Below are 18,521 nucleotides of genomic sequence, written 5' to 3'. Positions count from 1 at the left end.
TGCACCGACCGTCGCGGTGTAGACGACGTTGCCGCCTTCAGCGGCAGACTCGGTGGCCGTCAGTTTCACCGTGGTGGTGTCGATGGTATCGGTGACGCTGGTCACAGCCGGAGTCGTGCTTGGCACCAGGTTTTCGAAGTTGCCACCGGTAGCCGTGCTGATGGTCGCCTGCACGGTGCCGGCGTCTTTGTAGACATCGTCAGCCGGGGCGGGAACGGTCACGGTGCCAGTGGTTTTGCCGGCATCAATGGTGATTACGGCGCCGTTCGAAAGAGTCACGGTGACTGGCGAACCAGCGGCGTTGGTCAGGGTCGCGGTGTAAACAATCGAACCGCCTTCAGCCACAGAACCGGTCGCGCTCAACGACAGGTTGGTGGTGTCGACAGTGTCAGTGACGTTGGTGCTGACCGGCGTCTTGTCGGCCACCAGATTTTCGTAGTTGCCACCGGTCACGTTGGTGATCGCGTTGGTCAGCGGAGCGTGGCCGGTCAATGCGTCATTCGGCGCAGTGGCGGTCGCCGTGCCGGTGGTCTGGCCGACGCCGATGGTGATGGTTTGACCATTGGCCAAAGTCACGACAACTGGCGAACCGGTTACTGGTGCACCGACCGTCGCGGTGTAGACGACGTTGCCGCCTTCAGCGGCAGACTCGGTGGCCGTCAGTTTCACCGTGGTGGTGTCGATGGTATCGGTGACGCTGGTCACAGCCGGCGTTGTGCTCGGCACCAGGTTTTCGAAGTTACCACCGGTGGCGGTGCTGATCGTCGCCTGCACGGTACCGGCGTCTTTGTAGACGTCGTCGGCCGGCGCAGGAACAGTCACGGTGCCAGTGGTTTTACCGGCGTCGATGGTGATCACGGCGCCGTTCGACAGGGTGACGGTCACTGGCGAGCCAGCGGCGTTGGTCAGGGTCGCGGTGTAGACGATCGAGCCACCTTCAGCGACCGAATTGGTAGCGCTGAGTGACAGATTGGTCGTGTCGACGGTGTCGGTGACATTGGTCGATACCGGGGTCTTGTCCGCAACAAGGTTTTCGTAGTTACCGCCGGTCACGTTGGTGATCGCGTTGGTCAGTGGTGCGTGACCGGTCAACGCATCGTTCGGCGCCGTGGTGGTCGCGGTGCCGGTGGTCTGGCCGACGCCGATGGTGATCGTCTGACCGTTGGCCAAGGTTACGACAACCGGCGAGCCGGTGACTGGCGCGCCGACAGTCGCGGTGTAGGTGACGTTGCCACCCTCAGCTGTCGACTCGGTGGCGGTGAGTTTTACGGTTGTGGTGTCGATGGTGTCGGTGACATTGGTCACGGCCGGTACGGTGCTTGGCACCAGATTCTCGAAGTTGCCACCAGTCGCGGTCGAAATGGTTGCTTCGACTTTGCCTGCATCTTTGTAAACGTCATCCGCTGGCGCAGCGACGGTGACGGTGCCAGTGGTTTTGCCCGCCTCAATGGTGATCACGGCGCCGTTCGACAGGGTCACGGTGACTGGCGAGCCAGCCGCGTTGGTCAGCGTTGCGGTGTAGATGATCGAGCCACCTTCAGCAACCGAACCCGTCGCGCTCAGCGACAGGTTAGTGGTGTCGACGGTATCGGTGACAGTGGTTGAAACCGGGGTCTTGTCGGCCACCAGGTTTTCGTAGTTGCCGCCAGTGACACCCGTGATCGAGTTGGTCAGTGGCGCCTGACCGGTCAGCGCATCGTTCGGTGCGGTGGTGGTCACGGTGCCGGTGGTTTTGCCGACTTCGATGGTGATGTTCTGGCCGTTGGCCAAGGTCACGGTGACCGGCGAACCGGTAACTGGAGCGCCGACAGTGGCGGTGTAAGTGACGGTGCCGCCTTCGGCCACGGAGGTATCGGCCGTCAGTTTGACGGTCGAGGTGTCTATGGTGTCGGTGACTTCGGTCACGGCCGGAACAGTGCTCGGCACCAGATTTTCGAAGTTGCCACCGGTAGCGGTGGAGATCGTCGCTTCGACCTTGCCCGCGTCTTTGTAAACGTCATCGGCCGGTGCTGGAACGGTCACGGTGCCGGTGGTTTTGCCGGCCTCGATGGTGATCACGGCGCCGTTGCTCAGCGTCACGGTCACTGGCGAGCCAGCAGCGTTGGTCAATGTGGCGGTGTAGATGATCGAGCCGCCCTCAGCCACAGAACCGGTCGCGCTGAGCGACAGGTTGGTGGTGTCGACGGTGTCGGTCACGGTGGTGCTGACCGGCGTTTTGTCCGCCACCAGATTTTCGAAGTTGCCGCCGGTTACGTCGGTGATCGCGTTGGTGAGCGGCGCGTGGCCGGTCAGCGCATCGTTCGGTGCGGTGAAGGTCACGGTGCCGGTGGTTTTACCGACTTCGATGGTGATGTTCTGACCATTGGCCAGCGTCACCACGACAGGCGAGCCGGTCACTGGAGCGCCGACAGTGGCGGTGTAAGTGACGGTGCCGCCTTCAGCGACCGACGTATCAGCCGTCAGTTTGACGGTCGAGGTGTCGATGGTATCGGTGACTTCGGTCACGGCCGGTACAGTGCTCGGCACGAGGTTTTCGAAGTTGCCACCGGTAGCGGTGGAGATCGTCGCTTCAACCTTGCCGGCGTCTTTGTAGACGTCATCGGCTGGCGCTGGAACAGACACGGTGCCAGTGGTTTTGCCAGCTTCGATGGTAATCACCGCGCCGTTCGACAGGGTCACGGTGACTGGCGAGCCAGCAGCGTTGGTCAATGTCGCGGTGTAGATGATCGAGCCGCCCTCAGCCACAGAACCGGTCGCGCTGAGCGACAGGTTGGTGGTGTCGACGGTGTCGGTCACGTTGGTGCTGACCGGCGTTTTATCGGCCACGAGATTTTCGTAGTTGCCGCCAGTGACGCCCGTGATCGAGTTGGTGATCGGCGCGTGGCCGGTCAGCGCATCGTTCGGTGCGATGGTGGTCGCGGTGCCGGTGGTTTGGCCAACGCCGATGGTGATGGTCTGACCGTTTGACAGGGTTACGACGACAGGCGAACCGGTGACTGGCGCGCCCACAGTGGCGGTGTAAGTGACGGTGCCACCTTCAGCCACGGAGGTATCGGCCGTCAGTTTCACGGTCGAGGTGTCGATGGTGTCGGTGACGTTGGTCACTGCCGGAACAGTGCTCGGCACCAGGTTCTCGAAGTTGCCACCGGTAGCGGTGGAGATTGTCGCTTCAACTTTGCCGGCATCTTTGTAAACGTCATCTGCCGGGGCTGGAACGGTGACAGTGCCGGAAGTCTTGCCCGCGTCGATGGTAATCACGGCGCCGTTCGACAGCGTTACGGTGACTGGCGAGCCAGCAGCGTTGGTCAATGTCGCGGTGTAGATGATCGAGCCGCCTTCAGCCACGGTGCCGGTTGCCGTCAGCGACAGGTTAGTGGTGTCGACGGTGTCGGTGACATTGGTCGAAACCGGGGTCTTGTCGGCGACCAGATTCTCGTAATTGCCACCGCTGACCTCGGTGATTGCATTGGTGATCGGTGCGTGACCGGTCAATGCATCGTTCGGGGCGATGGTGGTTGCGGTGCCGGTGGTTTGGCCAACGCCGATGGTGATGGTCTGACCGTTAGCCAGGGTCACGACCACAGGCGAACCGGTAACCGGCGCACCCACCGTCGCGGTGTAAGTGACGGTGCCACCCTCAGCCGCCGATTCGGTCGCGGTGAGTTTGACGGTGGTGGTGTCGATGGTGTCGGTGACGTTGGTCACTGCCGGAACAGTGCTCGGCACCAGATTCTCGAAGTTGCCGCCCGTTGCATCCTTGATCGTCACTTCGACTTTGCCGGCGTCTTTGTAGACGTCGTCGGCTGGCGCTGCGACGGTCACGGTGCCGGTGGTTTTACCCGCCTCAATGGTGATTACCGAACCGTTCGACAGGGTCACGGTCACCGGGGTGCCGGCCGGGTTGGTCAGGGTCGCGGTGTAAACGATCGAACCGCCTTCTGCCACCGAATCGGTTGCGGTCAGGTTCAGGTTGGTGGTGTCGGTAGTGTCCGACACTGCGGTGTCGGCAGACTTGCCATCGACCGCGAGTTTTTCGTAGTTGCCACCGGTAGCGCCGTCGATGGTCACGCTCAGCGAGCTGCCGCCGGCCAACGGGCTGTTCGGTGCAACGAAGTTCACCGAGCCGGTGGTTTCACCGACAGCGATGGTGATGGTCTGGCCGTTGGACAGGGTCACGACAACCGGTGAGCCAGTCACTGGCGCGGTCACGGTCGCGGTGTAGACCACGGTTTCGCCTTCGGCGACGTTCGCCGTGGCAGTCAGCGACACGGTGGAGGTGTCGATGGTGTCGTTGACGGTGGTGACGGCCGGGGCAGTGCTGGTGACGAGGTTTTCGAAGTCGCCACCGGTCGCGCCTTTGATGGTCGCTTCAACGGTGCCGGCGTCTTTGTAGACGTCGTCTTTCGGAGCGTCGACGGTCACGGTGCCGGTGGTTTCACCAGCCTTGATGGTAATCACCGAGCCGTTGCTCAGGGTCACGGTGACCGGCGAGCCAGCGGCGTTGGTCAAGGTCGCGGTGTAAGTGATCTGGCCGCCTTCGTCCACGGTGCCAGTCGCGGTCAGCGACAGGTTGGTGGTGTCGACAGTGTCGGTCACGGTGGTGCTGACCGGGGTTTTGTCGGCAACAAGGTTTTCGTAATTGCCGCCGGAAACGTCGGTGATCGCGTTGGTCAACGGCGCATGACCGGTCAACGCATCGTTTGGTGCGGTGGTGGTCACGGTGCCGGTGGTTTTACCCACTTCGATGGTGATGTTCTGACCGTTGGCCAGGGTCACGACAACCGGCGAACCGGTGACTGGCGCGCCGACCGTGGCGGTGTAGGTGACGGTGCCACCTTCAGCCGTGGACTCGGTGGCGGTCAGTTTGACCGTCGAAGTGTCGATGGTATCAGTGACGTCGGTAACGGCTGGCGTGGTGCTCGGAACGAGGTTCTCGAAGTTGCCGCCCGTGGCATCCTTGATGGTCACTTCGACCTTGCCGGCGTCTTTGTAAACGTCATCGGCTGGCGCAGGAACCGTCACGGTGCCGGTGGTTTTGCCCGCTTCGATGGTGATCACCGAACCGTTCGACAGGGTCACGGTGACCGGGGTACCGGCCGGGTTGGTCAGGGTGGCGGTGTAAACAATCGAGCCACCTTCAGCCACGGTGCCAGTCGCGGTCAGCGACAGATTGGTGGTGTCGACGGTGTCGGTGACGGTGGTGCTGACCGGAGTTTTATCGGCGACGAGGTTTTCGTAATTACCGCCGGAAACGCCAGTGATCGCATTGGTCAGCGGGGTGTGGCCGTTCAACGCGTCGTTCGGCGCGGTGGTGGTCACGGTGCCGGTAGTCTTGCCGACTTCGATGGTGATGTTCTGACCGTTGGCCAGCGTCACGATGACCGGCGAACCGGTCACTGGCGCGCCGACAGTGGCGGTGTAGGTGACGGTGCCACCTTCAGCAGCCGACTCGGTGGCGGTCAGTTTGACGGTGCTGGTGTCGATGGTGTCGGTGACTTCGGTAACGGCTGGAACGGTGCTCGGCACCAGGTTCTCGAAGTTGCCGCCCGTGGCGTCCTTGATGGTGACTTCGACTTTGCCAGCGTCTTTGTAGACGTCATCGGCTGGCGCAGCGACGGTGACCGTGCCGGTGGTCTTGCCCGCTTCAATGGTGATCACCGAGCCGTTGCTCAGGGTCACGGTCACCGGCGTGCCGGCCGGATTGGTCAGGGTCGCGGTGTAGATGATCGAACCGCCCTCGGCGACCGAATTGGTAGCGCTGAGCGACAGATCAGTGGTGTCGACTGTATCAGTGACCGTGGTCGACACCGGGGTCTTGTCGGCCACCAGGTTTTCGTAGTTGCCGCCGGAAACGTTGGTGATGGAGTTGCCCAGCGACGCCTGACCGTTCAATGCGTCATTCGGCGCGGTAGTGGTCACGGTGCCGGTGGTTTTGCCGACTTCGATGGTGATGCTCTGGCCGTTGGCCAGGGTTACCACGACTGGCGAACCGGTGACCGGCGCACCGACAGTCGCGGTGTAAGTGACAGTGCCACCTTCAGCGACAGTGGTGTCGGCCGTCAGTTTGACGGTCGAGGTGTCGATGGTGTCAGTCACATCGGTAACGGCTGGCGTGGTGCTTGGCACCAGGTTCTCGAAGTTGCCGCCCGTGGCGTCCTTGATAGTCACTTCGACTTTGCCGGCGTCTTTGTAGACGTCGTCGGCAGGCGCGGGAACCGTCACAGTGCCGGTGGTCTTGCCCGCTTCGATGGTGATCACCGAGCCGTTGCTCAATGTCACGGTGACTGGCGTGCCAGCCGGGTTGGTCAGCGTTGCGGTGTAAACAATCGAACCACCTTCAGCCACCGTGCCGGTCGCGCTCAGCGACAGGTTGGTGGTGTCGACGGTGTCGGTCACCGAGGTCACGGCCGGAGTTTTGTCGGCCACGAGGTTTTCGTAGTTGCCGCCGCTGGTGCCGTCGATTTTCACGCTCAGCGTGTTGCCGCCGGCCAGTGCATCGTTCGGTGCGGTGAAGTTGACGCTGCCGCTGCTGGCACCGACCGGGATGGTGATGGTCTGGCCGTTGGACAGGGTCACGACAACCGGCGCGCCGGTCACTGGCGCGGTCACAGAAGCGGTGTAAACCACCACGCCGCCTTCAGTGGTGCTGGCGGTAGCGGTCAGCGAAACGGTGCTGTTGTCGATGGTGTCGGTCACGTCGGTGACCGCTGGGGTCTTGTCGACCACCAGGTTCTCGAAGTTGCCGCCGGTGGTCTTGGTGATGCTCGCATCGACCTTGCCAGCGTCCTTGTACACGTCATCGGCAGGCGCTGCGACGGTTGCGGTGCCGGTGGTCGCGCCTTTGGCAATGTTGATCACCGCACCGTTGCTCAGGGTCACAGTCATCGCCGTGCCTGCCGGGTTGGTCAGGCTCGCGGTGTAGACGATCGAGCCGCCCTCGGCCACCGAAGCGGTGGCGCTCAGGCTGATATTGGTGGTGTCGACCGTGTCGGTGACGGTGGTAACCACTGCCGAACGGTTGGCATCGACCTGCTCGAAATTACCGCCGCTGTGGCTGGCAATCGCGGTCTGTACCTTGCCGCCGTCGATGTACGGGGTGTTCGCAGGTGCAGCGAAGTTCACCGAACCGCTGGTGGCGCCGGCGGCGATGTTGATCACCGCGCCGTTGGCCAGGGTCACGGTCATGGCGGTGCCAGCCGGATTGCTCAGGGTTGCGGTGTAGGTGATCTGGCCACCTTCGCTGACGGTGTCGCTGGCGCTCAGGGTCAGCGTGGTTTTGTCGATGGTGTCATTGACGGTGGTGCTGACCGGGGTCTTGCTGACGTCGAGCTTCTCGAAGTTGCCGCCAGTAGCGTCGGTCATGGTCACGGTGAGCTTGCTGACGTCTTTGTAGACGTCATCGCTCGGCGCCGCGATGGTCACCGAACCGCTGGTTTTGCCAGCCTCGATGGTGATGGTCTGGCCGTTGCTCAGGTTGACGGTCACCGGGGTTTGCGCGGCGTTGGTCAGGGTCGCGGTGTAGGTGATCGAGGTGCCTTCGAGCACATAGCTTTCAGCGCTGAGGGTCAGGTGCGTGGTGTTGATGGTGTCGGCGACATTGGTCACCGCAGGCGTCGGATTGGCCACCAGATTTTCGAAATTGCCGCCGTCGGTGCCCTTGATGGTCACTTCGACTTTGCCGGCGTCTTTGTAGACGTCATCGGCCGGGGCTGGGACGGTCACGGTGCCGGTGGTCTTGCCGGCGTCGATGGTGATGGTCGAACCGTTGCTCAGGGTCACGGTCACTGGCGTGCCGGCAGGGTTGGTCAGCGTCGCGGTGTAAACGATCGAACCGCCTTCGTTGACGTTGCCGGTGGCGGTCAGCGAAACGGTGGTGGTGTCGACGGTGTCGGTCACGGTGGTGCTGACCGGGGTTTTGTCGGCGACCAGATTTTCGTAGTTGCCGCCGCTGACGTTGGTGATCGCGTTGGTCAGCGGTGCGTGGCCGGCCAGCACGTCGTTCGGTGCAGTGGTGGTGACGGTGCCGGTGGTTTTACCGACTTCGATGGTGATGTTCTGGCCGTTGGCCAACGTCACGATTACAGGCGAACCGGTGACTGGCGCGCCCACAGTCGCGGTGTAGGTGACGGTGCCGCCTTCAGCGGCGGTTTCGGTGGCAGTCAGTTTCACCGTCGAGGTGTCGATGGTGTCAGTGACATCGGTCACCGCAGGCGTGGTGCTCGGAACGAGGTTCTCGAAGTTGCCGCCCGTGGTGTCCTTGATGGTCACTTCGACTTTGCCGGCATCTTTATAGACGTCATCGGCTGGCGCAGGGACGGTCACCGTGCCGGTGGTTTTCCCCGCGTCGATAGTGATTACCGAACCGTTGCTCAGGGTCACGGTGACGGGCGAGCCTGCTGCGTTGGTCAGGGTCGCGGTATAAACGATCGAACCGCCTTCAGCCACGGTACCGGTGGCGCTGAGCGTCAGGTTGGTGGTGTCGGTGGTGTCGGTCACGGTGGTGCTGACCGGAGTTTTGTCAGCGACCAGATTTTCGTAGTTGCCGCCGCTGACGTTGGTGATCGAGTTGGTCAGCGGTGCGTGGCCGGTCAACGCATCGTTCGGTGCGGTGGCGGTCGCGGTGCCGGTGGTCTGGCCGACGGCGATGGTGATGGTCTGACCGTTGGCCAGAGTCACGATGACCGGCGAACCGGTGACTGGCGCGCCGACGGTCGCGGTGTAGGTGACGGTGCCACCTTCAGCGGCGGTCTCGGTGGCGGTCAGTTTGACCGTCGAGGTATCGATGGTGTCAGTGACGTCGGTGACGGCCGGAATGGTGCTCGGAACAAGGTTCTCGAAGTTGCCGCCCGTGGCGTCCTTGATAGTCACTTCGACTTTGCCGGCGTCCTTGTAGACGTCATCGGCTGGGGCCGCGACGGTCACAGTACCGCTGGTTTTACCGGCTTCAATGGTAATCACCGAACCGTTCGACAGGGTCACGGTAACAGGCGAGCCTGCGGCGTTGGTCAGGGTCGCGGTGTAGGTAATCTGGCCGCCTTCAGCCACGGTGCCGGTCGCACTCAGTGTCAGATCGGTGGTGTCAGTGGTGTCGGTGACGGTGGTGCTGACCGGAGTTTTGTCCGCCACCAGATCTTCGTAATTGCCGCCGCTCACGCCGGTGATCGCGTTGGTGATCGGCGCGTGGCCGGTCAGCGCATCATTCGGTGCGGTGGTGGTCACAGTGCCGGTGGTTTTACCCACTTCGATAGTGATGTTCTGACCATTGGCCAGGGTCACGACCACAGGCGAACCGGTCACAGGCGCACCAACAGTGGCGGTGTAGGTGACGGTGCCACCTTCAGCCGCCGACTCGGTGGCGGTCAGTTTGACTGTGGTGGTGTCGACGGTGTCAGTAACGTCGGTGACGGCTGGAACGGTGCTTGGAACGAGGTTCTCGAAGTTGCCGCCGCTGGTGTCCTTGATCGTGACTTCGACTTTACCGGCGTCTTTATAGACGTCATCGGCGGGCGCCGGAACGGTCACGGTGCCGGTGGTTTTGCCGGCTTCGATGGTGATCACCGAACCGTTCGACAGGGTTACGGTGACAGGCGAACCTGCGGCGTTGGTCAGGGTGGCGGTGTAAGTGATCTGACCACCTTCAGCCACGGTCCCTGTCGCGCTCAGAGACAGATTGGTGGTGTCGGCAACATCGGTAACGGCGGTCGAAACCGGGGTCTTGTCGGCCACCAGATCTTCGTAATTACCACCGGAAACGCCAGTAATCGAATTGGTCAGCGGCGCATTGCCGGTCAGCGCATCGTTCGGTGCAGTGGTGGTCACAGTGCCCGTGGTTTTGCCGACTTCGATGGTGATGCTCTGGCCGTTGGCCAAGGTCACAACGACAGGCGAACCGGTCACCGGCGCGCCAACGGTAGCGGTGTAAGTGACGGTGCCACCTTCGGCGACCGAGGTGTCGGCCGTCAGTTTCACGGTCGAGGTGTCGATGGTGTCGGTCACTTCGGTGACGGCCGGAACGGTGCTCGGCACCAGGTTCTCGAAATTGCCGCCGGTGACGGTATTGATGCTGACTTCGACTTGGCCGGCGTCTTTATAGACGTCATCGGCCGGTGCTGGAACGGTCACGGCGCCGGTAGTCTTGCCCGCGTCGATGGTGATCACCGAGCCATTGCTCAGGGTCACGGTCACTGGCGTGCCGGCCGGATTGGTCAGGGTTGCGGTGTAAACGATCGAGCCGCCTTCAGCAACAGTGCCGGTCGCGGACAGCGACAGATTGGTGGTGTCGATCGAATCGGTAATCGTGGTGGTCGCTGGCGTGGTGTTCGGCACCAGGTTTTCGAAGTTGCCACCGGTTGCGCCGGTAATCGTGGTGCTGACCGTGCTGCCATTGTTGTAGACGTCGTTGGCCGCGGTTGGCACGTTAACGCTGCCGGTGGTCTTGCCGGTTTCAATGGTGATGGTCGAACCGTTCGACAGAGTGATCGTCACCGGGGTTTGTGCAGCGTTGGTCAGCGTTGCGGTGTAGGTGATCTGGCCGCCTTCGACGACGGTACCGGTGGCGGTGAGGCTGACGTTGGTGGTGTCGATCGAATCGGTCACCGTGGTGGTCGCCGGCGTAGTGTTCGGCACCAGGCTTTCGAAGTTGCCACCGGTCGCGCCAGTAATGGTGGTGCTGACGGTGCCGCCATTGTTGTAGACGTCATTGGCCGCAGTCGGCACGTTGACGGTGCCCGTGGTCTGGCCGGCTTCAATGGTGATGGTCGAACCGTTCGACAGGGTGACGGTGACCGGGGTTTGCGCCGGGTTGGTCAGGGTCGCGGTGTAGGTGATCTGGCCACCTTCGACCACTGTGCCGGTGGCGGTCAGGGTCAGGTTGGTGGTGTCGATCGAATCGGTGATGGTGGTCACCGCAGGCGTCGGGTTCGGCACCAGGTTTTCAAAGTTGCCGCCGGTAGCACCGGTAATCGTCGTGGTGACGGTGCTGCCATTGTTATAGACGTCGTTGGCCGGGGTCGGCACGTTGACGGTGCCGGTGGTCTGGCCGGCGCCGATGGTGATGGTCGAGCCGTTCGACAGGGTGACGGTCACCGGGGTTTGCGCCGGGTTGGTCAGCGTTGCGGTGTAGGTGATCTGCCCGCCTTCGGTGACACTCGGCCCGGCCGTCAGGGTGACGGTGGTGGTGTCGATGGTGTCAGTGACCTGGGTCGTGGCCGGAGTGGTCGGCGGCGTCACGGTGATGCCATTGCCGCCGGTGGTGCCGGTGACGGTCACGTCGATCTGGGTCGGGTCGTTATAAACAGTGTCGTTCGGTGCCAGCGGCACATTGACGGTGCCGGTAGTGGAACCGGCTGTAATCACAATCACCGCGCCGTTGGACAGGGTGATGGTCAGGTCGGTCAGCGGCGCCTGGGTCAGGGTCGCGGTGTACACCAGCACGCCGCCGGCTTCGGTGATGGACGGCGTGGCGCTGAGGCTCAGGGTCGACTCACGCAGGGCGTTGGTGGTGTCGGTGGTCTGGCCGCCGGTGATGTTCTGCGCGGCTTGACCGGCAGCATTGATGCCTGCGGTCGGGAATCCAATGGTCGGGTCCACGCGGCCAGCGGTGGCGTCGAGCATGACGAAACTGTGACCACCACCGGCGGCACCGCCAGTGCCTGCGGCGCTCGGGCCGGCAGCGGTAGCATCGAGGGCGGTGGTCGGGTCGACACCGGCGGCGATGGCTTGCTGCAGTTCTGCTACCGACGGCGCAGCCTGCGCGGTGGCCTCCGCCAGGTCCGTGCTGGAGTCGGGCGCGGTGGCGCTCCACTGGGTTTCGCGACCCAGATCGAGGGTGCGGCCATCAGCCAATTCAAGTGACACGGCGCCGGAGAGGCCGGTGTCGATCTGGTCGCCAACGAACAGGCGATCGCCTTCAACGAGTACGCGACGCACGCCCTCTGGGGACACCACGAATACCTGACCGACAATGCTTTTGACGATGGCAACAACACTGCTCATTGAAGACTCTCCGGGGTGTCACGTTCAGTTGACTTCCATGGACCTGATGGCATGGGCGCCGATTCAGTCTGGACGTACTTTAAAAATTTGCTAAACAAGTTTGACGCATTAAATCGTCAATAATTTGGCTATATTCTTTCGCTATTAACTTTATGCCAAACTATTGACCTTCTGGGTGCCATCCTAAACAATCGCCCCACTAATGTCACATTGATATTTCCGCGGCGACCTGTCCTTCAGCGTGTGATCCAGTTCCTGTTTTGAACTTTCCGACATACGGTCAATCTGGTTGCCATCATCCGACGCAGCGCCACGTTTTGCTGTGATTCAAGACAAGAAGTTCTGGGAAATTCCTATCATGCGTTCGCCCCTGCTTTTCGCCGTACCCTTCGCCCTCGCCGCCTCTTTTGTACAAGCACAATCCTTACCAGAAGCCATGCAGCAGGCACTGGATGTCCATCCGGAAATCCAGGCAGGGGTCAACAGTCGTTTGGCGGCGGATTATCAATTAAGAGCGGCAAAAGGTGGATACCTGCCGAAGGTCGATCTGCTCGGCGGTTATGGCCGTGAGGGTACCGACAGCGTCACCACCCGCGCCAATTCCGGTAACCACTACGAAACCCTGAACCGTAGCGAGTCAAGTTTACGTCTCTCGCAAATGGTCTTTGACGGGTTTGCGACGTCCAGCGAAGTCGGCCGTCAACAAGCCACCGTCAACTCCCGCGCTTACTCGCTGCTCGGTACTTCCGAGCGTACCGCGCTGACCGTCGCCCAGGTTTACCTGGACGTGTTGACCCGTCGTGAGTTCGTGCGTCTGGCCGAAGAAAATCTCAAGAGCCACCAGCGCATCTACGACCAGATTCAGTTGCGCACCCAACGCGGCGTCGGCAGCGGTGCCGACCTCGATCAGGCTGAAGCGCGGATGGCCCAGGCCCGCAACAACCTGATCACCGAGCAGACTAACCTCGCCGACTCGGAAACCAACTTCCTCAGCGCCGTTGGCCAGATGCCCGATCAACTCGAGCGTCCGGCGCCGTTCATGGCGATGATGCCGGCCAACCTCAATGAAGCGCGCCAGCAGATGCTGGAAAACAGCCCGATCCTGCGCTCGGCCGAGTCTGACATCGCCGCTGCCGAGAAGCAGTACGAAACCGCCAAGTCGACCTTCTACCCACGTTTCGACGCCGAACTGGGCCGTACCGCCGACAACGATCTCGACGGTCAGAACGGTCACAACAACGAGTGGCAAGCCATGCTGCGCATGCGCTTCAACCTGTATTCCGGTGGCAGCAACAAGGCCGATCTGGAGTCCAAGTCGTACCTGTCGAACCAGGCGCTGGACATCCGCAACAACGCTTTGCGCCAGTTGAACGAAGAACTCGGTCTGGCCTGGAACGCCCTGAACAACGCCAACGCGCAGGTGCCGATCGCGCAGCAATACGTCGATCACAGCACCTCGGTGCGCACCGCCTACCAGCGTCAGTTCAGCCTCGGCGAACGCACCCTGCTCGATTTGCTCGACAGCGAAAACGAGTTGTTCACCGCTTCGCGGCGTCTGGCAGAAATCAAAAACATTCAGTTATTTACTCAGTACCGAATCAAGGCGACCATGGGCGAGTTGCTCAGAAGCCAGGGAGTGGTCGCACCGTTGGCATCCGTTGTGCAGAACGACGTGAAGCCCAAGGTCCAGCTGCCTGGGATGAATTGAGTTATCCCTTTTCAACTGTCAAAGAGTGTCGAGCGTGGAATCAGAAGTCAGTCGAGTTCAACTCAGTCATGATCCACGCGCGTTGCACGACGATCCTTTACTGGACGGTCTGCTCGCCCTTTGCATGCTCCATCAGAAACCCGCCAGCGCGGCAATGCTGACCACCGGTCTGCCGCTGCCCAAACAACGCCTCAGTGTCGAGTTGCTGCCCCGCGCGGCGGCTCGCGCCGGCCTGCAAGGTCGGGTGCTGCAGCGCAAACTGGAAGAAATTCCGGCGATCGCCATGCCGGCCTTGCTGCTGCTCAAGGATGGTCGCAGCGCCGTCCTGCTCGGCTGGCAGGGTGACAACGAAGCGCGGGTGCTGCTCAGCGAAACCGACGGCGGCGAGTCCATCGTCAGTCGCGAATTGCTCGCCGACGACTACACCGGCAAAGTCTTCTTCGCTCAGCCGCAACACAAATTCGACGTCAACCACGGCACGCTGATTCCGCGCGCACGCTCGTGGTTCCGCGACACCCTCAAGCGTTCGCGTTGGCTGTACGCCGATGCTATCGCCGCGAGTTTCCTGATCAACATCATCGCCATGGCCGCGCCGCTGTTCGTGATGAACGTCTACGACCGCGTGGTGCCGAACCAGGCCGAAGCCACCCTGTGGGTGCTGGCGCTGGGCATCACCGGCGCCTACATCTTTGACCTGGTGCTCAAGAGTCTGCGCGCCCTGTGCCTGGACCTGGCCGGGAAGAAAACCGACCTGATCATCTCCGCGACGCTGTTCGAGCGCATCGTCGGCATGACGATGAAGTACCGCCCGGCGCGGGTCGGCAGTTTTGCGCAGAACATCCACGAGTTTCAGAGCCTGCGCGACTTCCTCGCCTCGCTGACCCTGACCAGCCTGATCGACCTGCCGTTCACCATCCTCATCTTTATCGTTATCGCCATTCTCGGCGGGCACTTGGTGTGGATTCCGGTGTTGGCTTTCCCGATTGCCTTGCTGATCGGCTACGCCTTGCAGAAGCCGCTGGTGGCAACCATGGAACGCACCATGGCCCTCGGTGCCGAGCGCCAGTCGAGCCTGATCGAAACCCTCGCCGGCCTTGATGCGGTGAAGGTCAACAACGCCGAGAGCGAACGCCAGTACCAGTGGGAACAGACCATCGGCACCCTCAGTCGCCTCGAACTGCGGGTGAAAATGCTCTCCGGTCTGGCGATGAACATCACCCTGCTGATCCAGCAACTGGCCGGGGTGATCATGATCGTCTTCGGCGTCTACCAGATCATCGCCGGCAACCTGAGCATGGGCGGTCTGATTGCCTGCTACATGCTCAGCGGCCGCGCACTGAGCCCGCTGGCGTCGCTGTCGGGTCTGCTGACTCGCTATCAGCAAGCGCGGGTGACCATGACTTCGGTCGACCAGATGATGGAGCTGCCGCAAGAGCGCAACTTCGAAGAGCGCCCGCTGAGCCGCAAGGTTTTGCAGGGGGCGATCGAGTGCCGCCAGCTCAACTTCACTTACCCGGAACAACAGAACCCGGCGCTGAAGAACATCAATCTGGTGATCCGTCCCGGCGAAAAAATCGGCATCATCGGCCGCAGCGGCTCGGGCAAAAGCTCCCTCGCCAAATTGTTGGTCGGCCTGTATCAGCCGGACGACGGCGCGTTGCTGGTCGACGGCGTGGATATCCGCCAGATCGACGTCAGCGAACTGCGCTACAACATCGGCTACGTGCCGCAAGACATCCAGCTGCTGGCCGGCACCCTGCGTGACAACCTGGTCTCCGGCGCGCGTTATGTAGAAGACGAGCTGGTGCTGCAAGCCGCCGAACTGGCTGGCGTCCACGAATTCGCCCGTCTGCACCCGCAAGGTTATGAGCTGCAAGTCGGCGAGCGCGGGCAGAACCTCTCCGGCGGTCAACGACAGAACGTCGCGCTGGCTCGGGCCTTGTTGCTCAACCCACCGATTTTGCTGATGGACGAGCCGACCAGCGCGATGGACAACACCGGTGAAGAACGCCTCAAGCAACGCCTCGCCGCCGTGATCGAAAACAAGACCGTGGTGCTGGTCACGCACCGGGCTTCACTGTTGTCGCTGGTCGATCGTCTGCTGGTGATCGACCGTGGACAGATTCTCGCCGATGGCCCGAAAGCCGCCGTGATGGAAGCGTTGAAGAAGGGGCAGATCAGTGTTGCTTAAGTCGGGTTTCAAGGATTCGATCCGTCGTTACTTCAAGGGCTCGGCATCGTTGCAGGGCCAGCCGCTGCCGGAGGTCAACAAAGCGCTGATCGAAGACGCCCCGCGCGTCGTGCGCCTGACCATCTGGGCGATCATCGGCTTCTTCATCTTCCTGCTGCTGTGGGCCAACTTCGCCGTGATCGACGAAGTGACCAAGGGCGACGGCAAAGCGATTCCATCGTCGAAGATTCAGAAAATCCAGAACCTTGAGGGCGGGATCATCTCCGAACTGTTCGTCAAGGAAGGCCAGATCGTTGAAGCCGGCGCGCCGTTGATTCGCCTCGACGACACGCGATTTGCCTCCAACGTCGGCGAAACCGAGGCCGATCGCCTGTCGATGCTGCTGCGCGTAGAACGCCTCAGCGCCGAAGTCGATGACCGTCCGCTGAATTTCCCCGAAGACGTGCTCAAAGCCGTGCCGGGACAGGCAAAAAGCGAAGAATCGCTGTACATCAGCCGCCGTCAGCAACTGCACGACGAGATCGGTGGTTTGCAGGAGCAGTTGATTCAGCGTCAGCAAGAGCTGCGCGAATTCGCCTCCAAGCAAGCGCAGTATCGTCAGCAGCTCGGCTTGCAGCGGCAGGAAATCAACATGTCCGAGCCGCTGGTGGCGCAGGGCGCGGTGTCTCCGGTGGAGGTCTTGCGTCTTAAGCGTGCCGAGGTGGAAACCCGTGGTCAGCTGGATGCAACGACGCTGGCGATTCCGCGTGCCGAATCGGCGATCAAGGAAGTGCAGCGCAAGATCGACGAAACGCGCGGCAAATTCCGCAGCGAAGCGCTGACCCAACTCAACGAAGCCCGCACCGACCTGAACAAGGCCAGCGCGACGGGCAAGGCGCTGGAAGACCGCGTCAGCCGTACGCTGGTGACATCGCCAGTGCGCGGCATCGTCAACAAACTGCTGGTCAACACCATCGGTGGCGTGATCCAGCCGGGCAGCGACATGGTCGAAATCGTCCCGCTGGATGACACCTTGCTGGTCGAAGCCAAGATTCGTCCGCAAGACATCGCGTTCCTGCACCCGGGACAGGAAGCGATCGTCAAATTCACCGCGTACGACTACACCATTTACGGCGGGCTCAAAGCCAAGCTCGAGCAGATCGGTGCCGACACCATCACTGATGAAGACAAGAAGACCACTTACTACATCATCAAGGTGCGCACTGAGCGCAGCCACTTGGGTACCGATGAAAAGCCTTTGCTGATCATCCCGGGGATGGTTGCGTCGGTGGACATCATTACCGGCAAGAAGTCGGTCTTGAGCTACCTGCTCAAACCGATCATTCGCGCGCGGGCAGAGGCGTTGCACGAGCGCTAGATCTTCAGCGCTGCCACCGGCCTCTTCGCGAGCAAGCTCGCTCCCACAGTGTTTTGTGTTAAACGCGTAATCGTGTTCCAGCCGAGATCTCTGTGGGAGCGAGCTTGCTCGCGAAGGCGTCAGTCGGATCGCTGCATCTGTCAGTAAGTGACAAAAACCGTCACTCACCATCCAGTCCATTCCTCACCAATCGCCATATCGTTATTCATTAACGGTATTTAATTTCCGATTCTTATAGCTATAAAGTCATCCCCCTGCGTACCTGCCGACCAATCGGCGCGCCGCACGACCTGAACCAACACGCAATCCAGCGTGAGTGTCTGATCGACGAGCGCGCCCGTGAGCGTGCCGTGCGTGGGAGATGGAAAGATGTCCGCAGCTACTGCTTCCTCAAGCGCCGCGACCGCCGCGCCGCAATCTTTTGAAGTCCGCCCGTTCAGCGGTGCCGTCGGCGCCGAAATCATTGGCCTCGACCTCGCCCGGCCGATCAATGATCAGGACTTTGCGCGTATCCATCGCGCGCACCTGGATCACCATGTCGTGGTGTTCCGCGACCAGCAGATCACCCCGCAACAGCAAATCGACTTCAGCCGCCGCTTCGGTGTATTGCAGATCCATGTGCTCAAGCAATTCCTGCTGGCCAACCACCCGGAAATCCTCATCGTTTCCAACATCATCGAAAACGGCCAGAACATCGGCCTCGGCGATGCCGGCAAGTTCTGGCATTCCGACCTTTCTTATAAAGAGCTGCCGAGCCTCGGTTCGATGCTCCACGCGCAGGAGTTGCCGTCCGAGGGCGGTGACACGTTGTTCGCCGATATGCACAAAGCCTGGGACAGCTTGCCCGAAGCGTTGCGCAAAACGGTCGAAGGCCGCAGTGCCGCGCACTCCTACACGGCGCGTTACAGCGAGACCAAATTCGAAGGCAACTGGCGTCCGACCCTGACCCCGGAGCAGCTCGCCCAGGTCGCCGAAGTGGTGCACCCGGTGGTGCGCACGCATCCGGAGAACGGTCGCAAGGCGCTGTTCGTCAGCGAGGGTTTCACCACGCGCATCGTCGGCCTGCCGGAAGACGAGAGCCAGCAACTGCTGAGCGAGCTCTATGCCCACAGCGTGCTGCCGCAGAACATCTACCGCCATCAGTGGCAGCCGCACGATCTGGTGTTCTGGGATAACCGTTCGCTGATCCATCTCGCCGCCGGCTGCCCCGCGCACCTGCGCCGCAAGCTGTATCGCACGACCATTCAGGGCGACGCGCCTTTCTGATTCGC

General features: G+C 61.6%; 5 protein-coding genes. 4 read left to right on the top strand and 1 reads right to left on the bottom strand.

The window, feature by feature from the left end:
• Positions 1-11,994: retention module-containing protein (locus tag GTU76_RS20105; RefSeq protein ID WP_180699417.1), on the bottom strand; the 11,994-nt coding region annotated here is incomplete at its 3' end.
• Between the two features lie 358 nt (positions 11,995-12,352).
• On the opposite strand from GTU76_RS20105, the gene GTU76_RS20100 reads away from it, so the two are divergent.
• The 4 genes from GTU76_RS20100 (at position 12,353) to GTU76_RS20085 (ending at position 18,516) form a co-directional block, all read left to right on the top strand.
• Positions 12,353-13,702, top strand: a complete 1,350-nt coding sequence (locus GTU76_RS20100; RefSeq protein WP_007918308.1) for a TolC family outer membrane protein — start codon at positions 12,353-12,355, stop codon at positions 13,700-13,702.
• 34 nt (positions 13,703-13,736) lie between these two features.
• On the top strand, positions 13,737-15,893 hold the full coding sequence (locus tag GTU76_RS20095) for a type I secretion system permease/ATPase (protein ID WP_180699416.1): 2,157 nt from the start codon (positions 13,737-13,739) through the stop codon (positions 15,891-15,893).
• Positions 15,883-17,250 (top strand): HlyD family type I secretion periplasmic adaptor subunit, encoded by a 1,368-nt coding sequence (locus GTU76_RS20090; RefSeq protein WP_007918311.1) that lies wholly within the window; start codon positions 15,883-15,885, stop codon positions 17,248-17,250. The genes GTU76_RS20095 and GTU76_RS20090 overlap by 11 nt, the downstream gene beginning before the upstream one ends.
• Before the next feature lie 369 nt (positions 17,251-17,619).
• A complete protein-coding gene (locus GTU76_RS20085) occupies positions 17,620-18,516 on the top strand; it encodes a TauD/TfdA dioxygenase family protein (RefSeq protein WP_180699415.1) in 897 nt (298 codons plus the stop codon).
• Positions 18,517-18,521: the final 5 nt, after the last annotated feature.

This window comes from Pseudomonas crudilactis, assembly GCF_013433315.1.
Taxonomy (GTDB): Bacteria; Pseudomonadota; Gammaproteobacteria; order Pseudomonadales; family Pseudomonadaceae; genus Aquipseudomonas; species Aquipseudomonas crudilactis.
Note: the sequence above shows the minus strand (reverse complement) of the source record. Positions and strands in the feature narration are given on the sequence as shown.